This window comes from Nocardiopsis halotolerans DSM 44410 (assembly GCF_000341065.1).
Classification (GTDB): domain Bacteria; phylum Actinomycetota; class Actinomycetes; order Streptosporangiales; family Streptosporangiaceae; genus Nocardiopsis; species Nocardiopsis halotolerans.
The window spans coordinates 1-13,957 of the sequence record NZ_ANAX01000310.1; the positions used below are offsets into that span (position 1 = coordinate 1).

Annotated in this window: 9 protein-coding genes and 1 pseudogene; 4 read left to right on the forward strand and 6 right to left on the reverse strand. The window is 74.3% G+C overall.

What is annotated here, in order from left to right; genetic code table 11:
- The first annotated feature begins 39 nt into the window (after positions 1-39).
- The 3 genes from zwf to pgl are packed head-to-tail and all read left to right on the forward strand — an operon-like array spanning position 40 to position 3,291.
- Entirely contained in the window at positions 40-1,593 is a 1,554-nt protein-coding gene (gene zwf, locus D455_RS0122740) for a glucose-6-phosphate dehydrogenase (protein WP_017572989.1), read from the forward strand.
- Positions 1,594-1,621: 28 nt separating this feature from the next.
- Positions 1,622-2,542, forward strand: coding sequence for a glucose-6-phosphate dehydrogenase assembly protein OpcA (locus tag D455_RS0122745; protein ID WP_017572990.1), 921 nt, complete (start codon positions 1,622-1,624; stop codon positions 2,540-2,542).
- 2 nt (positions 2,543-2,544) lie between these two features.
- On the forward strand, positions 2,545-3,291 hold the full coding sequence (gene pgl / locus D455_RS0122750; RefSeq protein WP_017572991.1) for a 6-phosphogluconolactonase: 747 nt from the start codon (positions 2,545-2,547) through the stop codon (positions 3,289-3,291).
- A gap of 276 nt (positions 3,292-3,567) precedes the next feature.
- On the opposite strand, the gene D455_RS0122755 is transcribed toward pgl, so the two are convergent.
- From D455_RS0122755 to D455_RS0122765, 3 genes are all read right to left on the reverse strand, one after another.
- Entirely contained in the window at positions 3,568-5,136 is a 1,569-nt protein-coding gene (locus tag D455_RS0122755) for an alpha/beta hydrolase (protein ID WP_017572992.1), read from the reverse strand.
- A 199-nt stretch (positions 5,137-5,335) separates the two neighbouring features.
- Positions 5,336-7,495: a CRISPR-associated protein gene (locus D455_RS34280; protein WP_017572993.1), complete on the reverse strand. Its 2,160-nt coding sequence runs from the start codon at positions 7,493-7,495 to the stop codon at positions 5,336-5,338.
- A 338-nt stretch (positions 7,496-7,833) separates the two neighbouring features.
- The gene (locus D455_RS0122765; RefSeq protein ID WP_017572994.1) at positions 7,834-8,229 is read right to left on the reverse strand and encodes a hypothetical protein; all 396 of its coding nucleotides are present in this window, start codon (positions 8,227-8,229) and stop codon (positions 7,834-7,836) included.
- Positions 8,230-8,588: 359 nt separating this feature from the next.
- Here D455_RS0122765 and D455_RS0122770 point away from each other — a divergent pair, with 359 nt between their 5' ends.
- Positions 8,589-9,770 carry a hypothetical protein gene (locus tag D455_RS0122770; RefSeq protein ID WP_017572995.1) on the forward strand — a complete coding sequence of 394 codons (1,182 nt, stop codon included), beginning with the start codon at positions 8,589-8,591 and terminating at the stop codon, positions 9,768-9,770.
- A gap of 20 nt (positions 9,771-9,790) precedes the next feature.
- Here the strand turns inward: D455_RS0122770 and D455_RS31390 are convergent, their stop codons facing one another.
- From D455_RS31390 to D455_RS31400, 3 genes and pseudogenes are all read right to left on the reverse strand, one after another.
- Positions 9,791-11,890, reverse strand: a complete 2,100-nt coding sequence (locus tag D455_RS31390; RefSeq protein WP_017572996.1) for a TIGR03986 family type III CRISPR-associated RAMP protein — start codon at positions 11,888-11,890, stop codon at positions 9,791-9,793.
- Positions 11,891-11,987: 97 nt separating this feature from the next.
- A pseudogene (locus D455_RS31395) lies at positions 11,988-12,726 on the reverse strand (hypothetical protein).
- Positions 12,723-13,957, reverse strand: a 1,235-nt coding sequence (locus D455_RS31400; protein WP_040685065.1) for a hypothetical protein, incomplete at its 5' end; no start/stop codon positions are given. The gene D455_RS31400 and the pseudogene D455_RS31395, both read right to left, overlap by 4 nt.

Sequence of the window (13,957 nt, forward strand, 5' to 3'; positions counted from 1 at the left end):
ACTCTCGACAGGAAGACGGGATCCGTGAAAGAACCGGTGATGCCGGGAGCGGTACCCAACCCGCTCCGCAACGCCCTGGACCGCAGACTGCCCCGCATCGCCGGACCCAGCGTGCTGGTGCTGTTCGGCGTCACGGGCGACCTGGCCCGCAAGAAGCTCCTGCCCGCCATCTACGACCTCGCCAACCGGGGACTGCTGCCGCCGGGCTTCGGCCTGGTGGGTTTCGCCCGCCGCGACTGGGAGGACCAGGACTTCGCCGCCGAGGCCTACCATGCGGTGCGCGAGCACGCGCGCACCCCGTTCCGCGAGGACGTGTGGCGCCAGCTGAGCGAGGGGGTCCGGTTCGTCCAGGGTGAGCTGAACGACGACGACGCCTTCGACCGCCTGGCCCACTGCGTACGCGAGCTGGACTCCGCACGCGGTACCGGCGGCAACTACGCGTTCTACCTGTCCCTGCCGCCCAAGCTGTTCCCGACCGTGGTCACCCAGCTCAAGCGGTGCGGCCTGGCCGAGCCCGGCGAGGAGGAGACCGCCCGGGCCGGGGTGCGGCCGTGGCGGCGGGTGGTGATCGAGAAACCCTTCGGCCACGACCTGGAGAGCGCCCGGGAACTCAACGCGGTGGTGGACGACGTGTTCCCGCCGTCGTCGGTGTTCCGCATCGACCACTACCTGGGCAAGGAGACCGTCCAGAACATCCTGGCCCTGCGCTTCGCCAACACCCTCTTCGAGCCCCTGTGGAACCGCAGCTACGTGGACCACGTGCAGATCACCATGGCCGAGGACATCGGCGTGGGCGGGCGCGCGGGCTACTACGACGGCATCGGCGCGGCACGCGACGTCATCCAGAACCACCTCCTCCAGCTGCTGGCCCTCGTGGCGATGGAGGAACCCATCTCCTACAGCGCGGACGCGCTCCGCGCCGAGAAGGAGAAGGTCCTGGCGTCGGTGTCGCTGCCCGAGGACCTGGGCACGGGCACCGCGCGCGGACAGTACGCGGCGGGCTGGCAGGGCGGCGACGCTGTGCGCGGCTACCTGGAGGAGGAGGGCATCCCCTCCGACTCGGTGACCGAGACCTACGCGGCGCTGAAACTGTCGGTGGGCACCCGGCGCTGGGCGGGCGTGCCCTTCTACCTGCGCACCGGCAAGCGGCTGGGCCGCCGGGTGACGGAGGTGGCGCTGGTGTTCCAGGGCGCTCCCCAGCAGCTCTTCCCCCGCTCCGACGTCAGCGAGCTGGGGCAGAACGCCCTGGTACTGCGCATCCAGCCGGACGAGGGCGTGACCCTGCGCTTCGGCTCCAAGGTGCCGGGGGCCAGCATGGAGGTCCGCGACGTGAGTATGGACTTCGCCTACGGGCAGTCCTTCACCGAGGCCAGTCCCGAAGCCTACGAGCGGCTCATCCTGGACGTGCTCATCGGCGACCCGCCGCTGTTCCCGCGCCAGGAGGAGGTCGAACTGTCCTGGCGGATCCTGGACCCGGTCGAGGAGTACTGGGCGAAGGAGGGCCAGCCCGAGCAGTACGGCTCGGGCACCTGGGGCCCGCAGTCGGGCGAGAGGCTGCTCGCCAGGGACGGTCGCCAGTGGCGGCGCCCGTGACCAGACACGACCACGCCGGGAGGAACCGATGACGCTCTACCTGCCGCGCACCACGACCTCGCAGATCACCGAGGCGCTCATGGCCGAGCGGCTCAGTGTCGGCGGCGGTGCGATGAACATGGTGCTGACCCTGGTCATCGTCACCGACGAGGCCGACCACTACGACGCCGTGCGCGCCGCCACCGAGGCGGGCCGCGAGCACCCCTCGCGCGTGGTCGCGCTGATCCGGCGCGACCCGGATGCCGAACCGGCCATCGACGCCGAGATCCGCCGACCGGGCACCTCGGGTCCCGGCGAGGCGGTCCTGCTGCGGTTGTACGGACCGCTCGGCGAGCACGCCGACTCGGTGGTCACCCCGCTGCTGGTGCCCGACGCGCCGGTGGTGGTGTGGTGGCCGGGCGTGGGCCCGGTCAACCCGGCCGACGACCCGATCGGCCGCCTGGCCCAGCGGCGGATCACCGACGCGCTGCGCGCACCGGACCCGGTGCGCGACCTCGTGGAGCGGATGGCCCACTACCGCCCGGGTGACACGGACCTGACCTGGACCCGGCTGACACCGTGGCGCTCGCTGCTGGCCAGCGCCATGGACCAGCCCTGCGGATGGGTGACCTCGGCCAGCGTGACGGCCGAGTCGCACTACCCGAGCGCCGAACTGCTGGCGGCGTGGATGTCGGACCGGTTGGACGTGCCGGTGACGCGTGAGACCTCGCACGGTCCCGGCCTGACCGAGGCCCGTCTGACCACCGACCAGGGGGACATCGTGATCTCCCGGGTGGACGGTCGGGTGGCCACGCTGTCGAGGTTCGGACAGCCCGACCAGACGGTGGCGCTGCCACGGCGCTCCGCCTCCGGGGCCCTGGCCGAGGAGCTGCGCCGTCTGGACCCCGACGAGATCTACGAGAGCGCGGCCCGGCATCTGGGGCCGCTGCTCTCGGGAAGCGGAGCATGAGGATGAGCGAACCGGAGATCCTCCGCCACGCCGACGCGGGGGCGCTGGCCGACAGCGTCGCGCTGAAGCTGGTGAACATGATCGTCCAGGCCGAGTCGGACAGGCGCGACTTCCACCTGGTGCTGACCGGCGGCGGGATCGGGATCCGCTCCCTGGAGGCTGTGCGCGACCACGCCAAGGAGGCCGGGATCAGCTGGTCCCACGTGCACCTGTGGTGGGGTGACGAGCGGTTCCTGCCGGAACGGGACCCCGAGCGCAACGAGACCCAGGCGTGCGAGGCGCTGATCGACGCGGTCGCGATCCCGTCCGACAACGTGCACCCGATGCCCGCCTCCAACGGGTTGGACGGCGACCACGTCGGGCACGCCGCCACCCGGTACGGCCGGGAGCTGGCGGTGGCCGCACGAGCGCGGGGGCCGGTGCCCGAATTCGACGTGTGCCTGTTGGGCGTGGGCCCGGACGCGCACGTGGCCTCGCTGTTCCCGGGACTGCCCGGGGTGCGCGAGGACGAGGCGTCGGTGGCCGCGGTGCACGACTCGCCCAAGCCCCCGCCCCAGCGGATCACGCTGACCCTGCCGTCGATCCGAGCGGCGCGCCAGGTGTGGGTGCTGGCCTCGGGTGAGGGCAAGGCCGAGGCCGTGCGTCTGGGACTGGCCGGGGGCAGCGTGGACGAGGCCCCCGTGGCCGGTGCGCGCGGCGCGGAGCGGACCGTGTTCTGGGTGGACGAGGCGGCGGCCTCCAAGCTGTAGGACCGCGGGGAACGCTGGGGAGCCCCCGGTCGGACGGTGTGTCCGGCCGGGGGCTCCGGCGTCTCGGGGCGGTCCGGGCGTCCACGGGGTTCCCTTCCGGGGGCGTCAGTCCGATGCGTCCGGGCGGTCCGGCCACGGTCACCGTCCCCGTGCTCCGTGGGCCCATGCGCGGCCGCCCCGGTCCGCCCCGAGGCGAGCACACCGGTTCTCCGGTCCCTCGCCACCCGTGGTCGCCGCTCACCCGGAGCCGTCGGCCCGTGTCAGGGTCCCGGCGGGCTACGTGCTCGGCGGACACGACAGTCCCGCGGGCGGAACCGCTCCGGTGAGCAGGTAGGCGTCCACCGCGTCGTCCACGCACGGGCTCCTGCCCCAGCCGTAGACGGTGTGCCCGCCGCCCTCGTAGGTGACCAGGGTGGCGGTCTCCAGGCGCTCGGCCGCCTCCCTGGCCCAGGGGTAGGGGACCGCGGGGTCGCCGACGGTGCCCACGACCACGATCGGGGGCGCGTCAGGAGCGGTGACGTCGGCGGGCGCCTCCTCGGTCTCGGGCCAGTAGGCGCACGGCAGCTGGTCCCACACCGGGCCGGGGCCGAATAGCGGGGAGACGTCGGCGGCCTCGTCGGCGGCGTCGCGGTAGGCCACCACGTCCTCCGGGTCGGTGCGGTCGGCGCACCTGACGGCCGTGAACGCGGCGCCCGGGTCCTGATGCCCCGTCCCGGGCTCGGCCCCGGCGGCCTCCGCCTCCGCCGCGTACCGGCCGAACGTGTCGTCGTACAGCCGTCCGAGATGGCGCTCGGTCCCTTGGGCGTCGTCCTCGGCGAGCGCGGTGAGCGCGTCGGCGAGGTGGTCCCAGCTGGTCTCCCGGTACAGCGCCATGTCGACCATGGTGAGCAGCGTCCGGCCGTCCACCGGGATCCCCTCGGCCCGCTCCGGGTTCCGGTCGAGCCGCTCCAGGAGTTCGGCCATCCGGACGTCGGCCTCGCTGGCGGGCCCCGAGCCCCCGGAACCCCTGCCGCGGTCCGCCCCCGCGAAGGGACACGCGTCGACCTCGGCGACGCAGTCGGCCAGGAACGTCTCCCAGGCGTGCTGGAACGCGGCGACCTGGTCGACGGCGGCCTCCGCGTTGGACGTTCCGGTCGCCACGGCGCCGTCCATCACCAGTGTCCGGGTGTGCTCGGGATACATGTGGGCGTACAGGGCGCCGATCCGCGCGCCGTAGGAGTAGCCGACGAAGTTCAGCCGCTCCTCCCCCAGGGCGTCGCGGACGATGTCGAGGTCACGGGCGACGTTGACGGTACCGATGTGGGCCAGGAACTCCCTCCCCACCCGCTCCTCGCACGCGCGGGCGTACGCGCGGGCCGCGTCCGCCAGGGGCTGGAGCCGGGCTGCGTCCAGGTCGCCGGGGTCGGTCCCGGCCACGCTCCGTTGGGCGTCGAACAGGGCGTACCGGTCACCGCAGGCGAAGCCCCCGCTCCGGCCGACCCCGCGCGGGTCGAAGGAGACCAGGTCGAAGGCGGCGCGGACGTCGTCTCCGAACAGGGGTGAGGCCAGGGCCCGCACGCCCGAGGCGCCGGGTCCGCCCGGGTTGACGACCAGGGAGCCCCGGTGTTCCTCCGGCGGGCCGCTGGCGGGCGCGCGGACCAGGGCGATGTCGAGGGTCCCGCCGCCGGGTGCGTCGTGGTCCAGAGGGACGGTGACCGTGCCGCACTCCAGGTCCTCCAGCCACGCGCGGTCGGCCTCCCGGTCGGCCGTGATCTCCTCCTCGTCGTGGCAGGGACTCCAGGAGACCTCCTGGCCGTGGAAGGGACCGTCCGCGGGTGAGCAGCCCGCGGCCAGCGCCACCGCCATGAGCCCACCGAATCCGGTGGCGCGCACTCCGTGTCGCACCGCTGGCTCCGTTCCCACGACGCTTGCCTGCCCCTCCCATCCTCACCGCAAAGGTGCCCCGGGGATCGTGGCGCGAGCCTGTGAACAGGCAAAAAGTCGGTCTTGTCGTGAGTGGACCCGTCGTGGGCGGTGATGCGCCGCACCGGCGGCGTCGGACCGGCTAGAGCTGGCTGACGTCGGTGTCGAACAGCTCTGGCAGGGCGCCGGGGGAGGCGACCACCACCACGGGGCGCAGGGGGTCACCGAAGGCGAGGCGTTCGGGTTCCTCCCGCCGGGAGGGCTCGGCGTGGGCGATCCAGTCCACCAGTTCGACCGCGCGGCTGACGTCCCCGCCCGGCCGGGTCAGGGCGACCACCGTCCCCGCCACGTCGCACCGCGTGTTGAGGTGCACGGTGGCGGCGAACACGCTCTGCGCCCACGCGCCCCGGCCCACCTCGCGAGCCTCCCCGCCCGGAACGCGGCGCCTGAGCCACCCGGGCGCGGTCAGACCCACCGCACGGTCGTCGAAGGTGAGGACCAGGCTGGGCCGTTCCTGGGCGGTCAGGCACTCCTCGGGATCGGTGAGGGAGGCGTCCATCCACACCCCGACCGGGCCGCTGGCCGCGCGGGTGAGGGCGGCGCGGGCGGCGTCGAGCAGGCCGGTGTCCACCTGGGAGCGGGCCGGTCGACACACGCTTCCCGTCAGGGGTCCGCGCAGCGGCGCGTACCCGGGCAGGACCAGCGGCCAGTCCACGCTGGCGCGGCCCCGCAGGGGCAGTACGCCGTGGGTCAGGCAGACCACGGTCCGCCTGCGCGCCAGCTGGTAGGTGGCGCAGGCGCCCGTCCGACGGGCGGCCAGGGCCAGACCCAGGCTCATCGCCTTGGTTCCGGTCGTGATGTCGGCGATGACCGGGGGCGGCGGGTCGGCGTCCTGTTCGCGGACGATCCAGTCGTGGGCGACGGAGGCGACCGCGTCGGCGTCGGAGCCGTCCACGGGGTCGGGGGTGAAGCGGACGCGGTCGCGGTACCCGGCTTCCTTGAGGAGGGCGGCGTCGGCGGGCGGGGAACCGGGGTGCTCGGCGGCGTGCAGGGTACGGGCGGCGGACTCGCGCATGCGGTCGCGCACGCTCTGCCGGGAGGGCAGGACCAGGGTGCGGGCGGGGCGGTGGGCGTGCACGGCCGTGAGGGTGCCCAGGCGGCTCCCGCCCAGGGAGGTGACCAGGACGGGAGCGTCGTCAGGCTCGGGGTGGCGCGCGGGCGGCGGGGGTTCGTCGGGGTGTGGGTCGGCGGCGCGGGGAACGGGGTCCGCGGCGACCGGGCGCTGGGCGGTCAGCCCGGGGAAGAAGGCCCCGCGGATGTCCTCGAAGGACGTCAGCCGGGACAGCAGGTCGTTGAGGTTCCACACGTGCACGTTGCGCGCGGTCAGCGCGGGATTGTAGGCGGTGACGCGTTCGCGCAGCCCGGGGACGGCGGGGCCGGAGTAGACGAACAGGACCTGGACGGCCGCGCCGAACACGCGGCGCGCCTTGGCGACGGTCCATCCCGCACGGGCGACGACGTCGTCGGGGCGGGTCTTGGCCTCCACGCACAGCACGCGGTGGCGGTGGCGCACGACGGCGTCGAAGTCGGCGATGGAGCCGTCGGGATGGCGCGGGTCGGCGACCTGACGGGCTCCGACGACCTCGGTGTCGGGTTGGCGGCGCGTGTGGCGCAGCAGGTGGGACAGGACGCGCCCCTCGGCGACGACGCCGCGCCGTACGGCCGGTGACAGGTCGGGGAAGCGGGCGTGGAGGGCCTGCTGTCCTCCCTGGACGAAGAGGCGGACGGGTTCGGGGTCGCGGTCCTCCAGCCAGTGGGCGCCGTGGATCCCGGCGAGGGTGCGCAGGTCGACGCCGTCGATGTTCAGGGCGAGTCCCGGATCGGAGCCGTCGGCGGTGCGCAGGCGGTCGTGGACGGCGTCCAGGTAGTGGCGCCAGCGGAGGGCGTGGGGGTGGCGGTCCGGGGGCAGGGCGCGTTCGTGCAGCAGTGCCGCGGCCACGCTCATCACCTTGGTTCCGCCCGTGTAGTCCAGGAACCAGGGTTCGCCGCCGTTGGCTCGGTGCAGGGCGGCCAGGGTGTCGGTGACCGGGCCGAAGTCGTGCGGGTCGGGTCCCACGCTCACCACCCGCACCGATTCGGGGGCGGCCAGTCGCTCCACCGCGGCGGCGACGCGCAGCGCCAGCGGCCGGGTCCCGTCGCTGGCCACCAGGGCCAGGTGGTCGGCGGGGAGGGTGAGCGAGGACAGCAGCGCGGGGGTGGGGTTCTGTCCGACGAGCACGACGGCGGCGCGGGGACTGTCCACGGTGTCCTTTTCCGGAGGAGGGGCGGTGGCGACAACGCTACTGCCGCGGCGCGCCGTTCCTCCAGAGTTCGGGGCACTCCGCCGGGGCCGGGGCCTCCGTTCACGAACAGCCCTGGTGCGGTAACCGGAATGGGGCACCGGCCCACTTCACAGGTCTCTCGTGTCACACCGGCAACGGATCAGGTCAGCCCTGGGGGGTGTTGTTCTGGATGCTTTCGTCCCTGTCGGCGCAGCCGACACCCCGCGCGCGGCGCGGCCCGGTTGGCCGTGCGGTCGTCACCGGCGCGGCGGGAGGCGGTCCGTGGGCCGTGGGCACGGAACGGTCCAAAGAACACGGCCTAGGCGCTCACCGCCTCCCCCTCGGCCACGGTCTCGGCGCCCTGCGCGCGAGCGATGCCCCGGGCCAGGGAGTCCCTGACCGCGAAGGAGCGGCAGGCGGTCACCACTCCCCTGCCGTCGCGCACGAGGTCGGAGGGAACGAGCAGGTCCCGGCGTTCGGGGTGGGCGGAGACGACCACGGAGGAGACGATGAACCACACCCCCTCCTGCGGTTCGGGGAGGTTGGCCCGGGTGCGCCGTTCGGCCACCAGCGGAACCCCGGCGACCTCCAGTCCCACCGGAACGCGAACGGCCTCCACCCGGGCCGGTCGGGTCGACTTGGGCCAGCGCCGGATGACACGCGACCTCTCGTCCACGACTGTCACCACATGCGGCGTCAGGTTGACCACCCGCATCCGGCGACCTCCGTTCCTCTCGCCTCTCCCGTGGGCCGGGCTGACCACCGGGTCCGGCCTCGCCGTGACCCTCACCGCAGTCTCTCGGACACAGCCAGCGCCCCTCGGGGAGACATGCCGCACCGGAAAACCCGAAAAGGCTGATGCCCTTGTTACGGATGTCCATTTTCAGGCCATCTTTATGGCTTTATGTGATTTGCTTGTCCGAGAATTGACATTTCCACCACAGTGAACCTATTGTGAGAAACGACCTCCCGTTGACGCGGGGGTGTCACCTGAGGTCTCACGTCTCTCGCACACGCGCTTTCCCGGAGGGCTGGGGAAGCGTCCCGGCCCCGGACCACCGGGGAGAAGAGTTCGTGAGCACGCACCACTGCTCCGCCTGGGAGTTGTTCGGCTCGACCGCCTTCCTGCGCGTCTTCACGCGCGTCCTGGGGTGCGGGCCCTGCTCCGCGGACGGAACCGCGCAGGGCTGCTCGGGTCACTCCGAACAGTTCTGCGACTACGTCGACCTGTGCGCCGAGCACTGCCCGTGCCCGGTGCACGAAGGCGATCCCGAGAGCGTGATCGCCGTGCGCATGCGCCGCGCCGTGCCCGACGGCACCGCCGTGGACCGCACCGCCGCGCACCGGTTGCGCGACGCCCTGGACGACGTGCGCCGGGACCGTTCCTACAAGAACCTGCGCCGCGTCTACCCGCAGACCGCCGCCAACGGCCAGGTGCGCTGCGCGTTCTCCGAGCGGCCGCGCCGCTGGGCGCAGCGCCGCGACGTGGCCAGGGTCGCCACGGACGTGGTCGACCAGGAGGCGCTGGCCATGCTGGTGCTCACCGCCGGCTGGGGCAACCCCGCCGCCGACCTGCCCGAGGACATCCACCCGGGCGAGACGGTCTCCTTCACCGAGGACGGCAGCGCCGTACCCGTCGCCGACCTGCGCGGACGCGCCCTGACCGCGGTCAAGGAACCGCCCATGGTCTCCACCGCCACCGGCGACTACCTGCTGCGCAAGCTGGCCGAACTGGCCGCCGGCCGCGACGCCGACCCCGGCCGCACCCCCGACCAGCGGCGCCGTCTCCTGCTGCGCCGACTGCTGCCCGGCATGGACGGCGAGGACGTCGCCCGCAGGCTCACCGGCGTCCTGGGCCGGATGGCGGTGAGCATGCCAGCCCACTTCCGGTTGGTGCAGCAGGCGCGCGGACGCGCGCGCAGCGCCCCCTACGCCCCGGTTCCCGACTCCCCCGTCCCCGAAGCCGAAGCCGAACGGGACCCCTCCGAGCGGCGCGAGGTACTGGGCTCGCGGGAGCGCGCCTGGCTGGAGCGGACCGCCGTGGAGCTGGCGGCCCGGGCCCAGGACTCGCGGGCCGACTTCGACGCCGATCCCCAGGGCGCGCTCGACACCCTGCTGTGCGCGCTGCTGGACGGGGGCGAGCCCGTCCCCGCACTGTGGGCGCGTGCCCAGGAGGACCCCGACCTGCGCGCGGACCTGCTGGAGGCGCTGGCCGAGACCATCGACGGCCGCCGGGCGCTCCCTCCGGAGCGGTGACCCGCCGGGGGCGGCCCCGGTCACCCTCCCCGGAGCCCTCCGGCGTCGCGGAACCGGGAGGTCAACGGGGGCAGCACCGGGTACTCGGCGAACTCGCGCAGGGACATGACCGCGGTCGCCTCCCAGGGCAGGCGGCCGCGCCACCGGCTGGCCAGGCACACGTCCACCGCCTGGTCGACCTCCCGCCACCGTTCCGGGGTGGGGCGGCCCGGCAGGCGTCTACCCGCCAGGGCGGTGCCGAACGCGTCCAGGAACCCCCGGACCCGGTCGTCCCCGGCCCGTGTGACCCCGGCACCGGGGTCCAGGGACAGCGCACGGGCGCGCCGGTCCACCAGGTACAGCTCCGGACGCAGGTGGACGCTGCCCATTCCCAGCGACTTGCCCATGCCGATCTTGTGGGCGTGTTCGGGATCGGCGGGGTCTCCCCCGTCCACGGGGTTGTCCAGCAGCAGGGCTCGCAGCAGCGCACCGAGTTCGCCGTCGGTGAGGTTGGTGAAGGTGATGCGGGAGCGGAAGGTGAGGCCATCGCGGAGGGGGACGATGTCGCGCTGGGTGTCGCGGGGCGGTTCGGCGCCCATGCCCGGTGGCAGCACCGTCAGCCCCAGTTCCTCCTGGGCCCGCGCGTCGTAGCGGACGGGGCTTCCCAGGTCGGCTCGGTGCCGGTGCAGGTACGTCTTGTACCCGCTCAGGCGCACCCGGCCCTCGTGCGACCACGTGATGATGTCGGACCGGTCCCCGGGGTCGGGTCCCTGGACCAGGTAGTTGGCGAAGCAGCCGCGCTGGGGTGAGAGGAGCTGGACGCGCAGGGCCGCGCCGTCGGGGTAGTCGGGGTCGGGGTCGGTGCTCAGCGCGCCGCCGAAGGACACCCGCCCCTTGGACGCCCTCGCCTCGCCCTCGAAGGTGTCGGTGTCGCCGAACAGGGCGCGGCACACGTCCACGGTGCGGCCCGCCCGCGCCTCCCGGTCGGGGTCCCCGTGCTGGGGTCCCAGGACGGGTGCGGGCAGGGCGCGGCGGATCGGGTTGTCGTCGCTGACGGCGATGCGGTAGCCGCCGGAGCGGCCGAAGGAGACGACCTCACCGGAGGGGTCGAGGTCGAACCAGACCGGTTCGAGGCCGCGGCGGGGCAGGCCTCCGCCGCTGGCCCCGGCGACNTCACGCCCGGGATCGGCCGGGCCGGTGCCGAGGGTGTCGGGGAAGGCCGCGCGCTGGTAGCCGGTGACCTGTTCGGCCGACTCGAACAGCTCGACCATGGCGTCCGGGACGCGCAGACTCCCGCCCAGGTCGTGGGGCCGGGGGAAGAGGTAGGCGTTGCGGCGCCCGCCCGCGGCGACCCCGGTCAGGACCACCAGGGACCGCACCATCCCTCCCCCGCCCAGGCCGGGCGCGCCGTGGGAGTCCAGCCAGGCCCGGGCCTCCCGCTCGGTGGGCGCGACCGCGGCCACGGCCCGCTCCCCGGGCAGGTGGACGGCGTACACCCACCGGTACTGGAGGTGCCCGTGCTGTTCGTGTGTGGTGGGAACGTAGGTGTTGCTCCGGGGCGGATCGGGAAAGTGGTCGACCCCGAAGTCCCAGGTGCGCAGGCTCTCTCGCAGGACCGCGAAGGACACCTTGAGCGCCTGGCCCGGTTCACCCGACAAGGCGGTGGCGGGTACCTCGACCACGTACCAGCGCCCGTCGCGCGGCGAGTGGAACAGGAACCCCTGTCTGGTGCGCAGCCCGGCCCGGCGCCTGCGGTAGTGGGAGTGCTGGTGGGCCATGACCCTCCGGGCACGGGTGGACAGGGCGCTCTCGGCGCTGTCGGGGTCGATGCGCACGGGCGCGCGGAAGAACAGCATAGGCGTGTTGACCGGTCCGGTCTCGCCGCTGGTGAGCATGCGCACGGTGTTGCGGACCAGACCGCGCAGGGTCGAACCGGGGATGGCGGGCAGGTGGCGGTCACCGTGGGGGAAACGGATGGAGGAGCCCACCCGTCCGCGTTCGAGGGTCTGCCCGACGAAGGTGGGGGTGAGCGTGGTCAGGGTCAGGTCGATCCACCCCGAACGGGTGCCCTCCACCGTGCGGTCGTGGCTGCGCAGCAGGTCGTCGGTGGAGTGGCCGTGGTGCAGGTCGGAGGCGGGCATGGGGGCGTCGGCGAGCCGTACCAGCCCGNNAGCCCGTAGGGAGCGGTGGCGGCGGCCCGGCGCGCGGGGGCGTGCTCCCGCGGGGTGCGGTCCCGCGTCATCGGTGTCCCCTCCCCCCGATCTCGTCGCCGGTGCCCACGTCGAACTCCGGCCCGGTCGGTTTGGTGCCGGTGCGCATCCCGGTGAGGCGGTGGAAGGCCACCCCCACCGCGCCGGTGCCCGGATCGCTGGCCCAGTACTCGCGCACGGTCAGCCAGGTGCCCGTGCTCTCCAGGGCGGTCCCGCCGCCGGGGGCGGGGCGGGTGCGGCCCGAGAAGTCGGCCCACGCCACCGGGAGCACCGCCCGGGTTCCGGAGGGTTCCCGGGTCACCGCGAGGGGCGCCTCCCCGTCCAGGGTGCGGCTGTGCGCGGGGCCGTTCCAGCCCTGGAGGAGGAAGGAGCGGTCGCGCGGACGCAGCCACTCCGGGAGGTCCCCGGGCGCGTCCGCGCTGATCCAGCCGGCGGCGGCGCCCTCACCGAGCCGGATCTGCGCGTGCGGGCCGAACACCAGGACCTCCAGCACCCTCCAGCGGTCGGTGCCCGGGTCCAGAGGCGGAGCCGACAGGTCGGCGGTGGGCGGCTGGTCCGAGCGGCGCCACCGCGCTCCCGGACAGGCGCCGGTGACGCGGCCGTCGCCGAGCTCGGCGAGCAGCCACTGGGGNGACGTCCCCCGTGCCCGTGTCGAGCAGGCGGCAGCGGGTGCCGTGGACGAAGACGTCGGCGAGGACGTCGTCGATCTGACCGTCGCCCAGGCGGTGGACGGCCAGGCCGTGCGGACGCGGGGACCGGTGGTTCAACGTGACTCCTTCCTCGTACCGTCGCGGGTGAGCGCGCCGTGCAGTGCGGCCAGCCAGCCGCGCGCGGTGGCCGCCTCGGCGCTGTCGGGCTCGAACACCGCGGTGATCAGGTCCACCGTCTCCGGTGGCCCGCCGTCCCCCGGATGGGTGGTCAGGTGGGCCCGGGTCGCGGTCAGGCGGCCGTTTCCGCCTCCCGTACCCGCCCCGAGGGCGTCGAAGGGCACCGTGGCCAGCTCCCGTACGAGGAGGGTGAGCAGGCCGCGGACGGCGTCGTCGGGTCCGCGCACGTCCACGACCACGTCGGCGCTGCCGCCGCAGTGCAGGTCGGTGGTGAACAGGCGGCCGTCGACGGCGTCGCCGAAGAGGGGGTCCACGGTCAGCCGGGTGGTGGTCAGGGGCGCCCCGCCGGTGACCACCGGCGTGGCGCGCAACCGGATCCGGGAGGAGCGCGGACGGCCGCGACGGTCGGCGTCGGCGCCCCACCAGCGGCCGTGCCAGTCCCGCCAGTGGCCGGGGGCGGCCCCCAGGTGTTCGGCCGCGTCCCGGGCCAGGCGTCCTCCGATCCTCTTGAACAGGGCGAACAGCGCGGTGTCGCCGAGGACCGGGGCGAGGTGGACGGTGGCCTTGTCCGGGTCGGTGACGACGGGGCGCTGGCGGTGGGCCCGGTCCACCTCGCCGAGGCGTTCGGGAACGGGGACGTCGCCGACCATCAGCGGCCCCGGACGGGGCTCGTCCGAAGGCGGCCCGAGGGGATCGGGCCGTTCGGCGACGGCCAGGGTCAGGTGGAGTTCGGCGCGGTGACGGCGGTCGGGCCGTGCCGCGCGTGCGCTCAGGTGGGCGGCGGTGGCCGCCCGGCCGCGTGCGCGCAGGCACTCGGTCAGGGCGGTGGCCAGGTCGGCGGGTGCGTCGGCGAGCGCGTCGGCGCCCTCCGACCAGCGCTGGCCCCAGGAGCGGGCGTGGTAGGCGAACCAGTCGCGCTCGTCGGTGAGGTCGTGGCGGCGCACCGCCCAGTGGGTGGCGCGGACGGCGCCGTGGCCGCGGCCGGTACGCCCTCCGACTCGGATGCCCGGGCCGGGGCCCTCCGGTCCGTGCAGGCCCTCGCAGGCCAGGAGCAGCAGGGTGAGCAGGCGGGCCTCGTCGGCGGGCGCGGGGACGCGCAGGCGCAGGAACGCGGTGAGGACGGTGCCCGCGGGCAGGACCTCCCACCGCCACACGCGGCCCGGTTGGACGG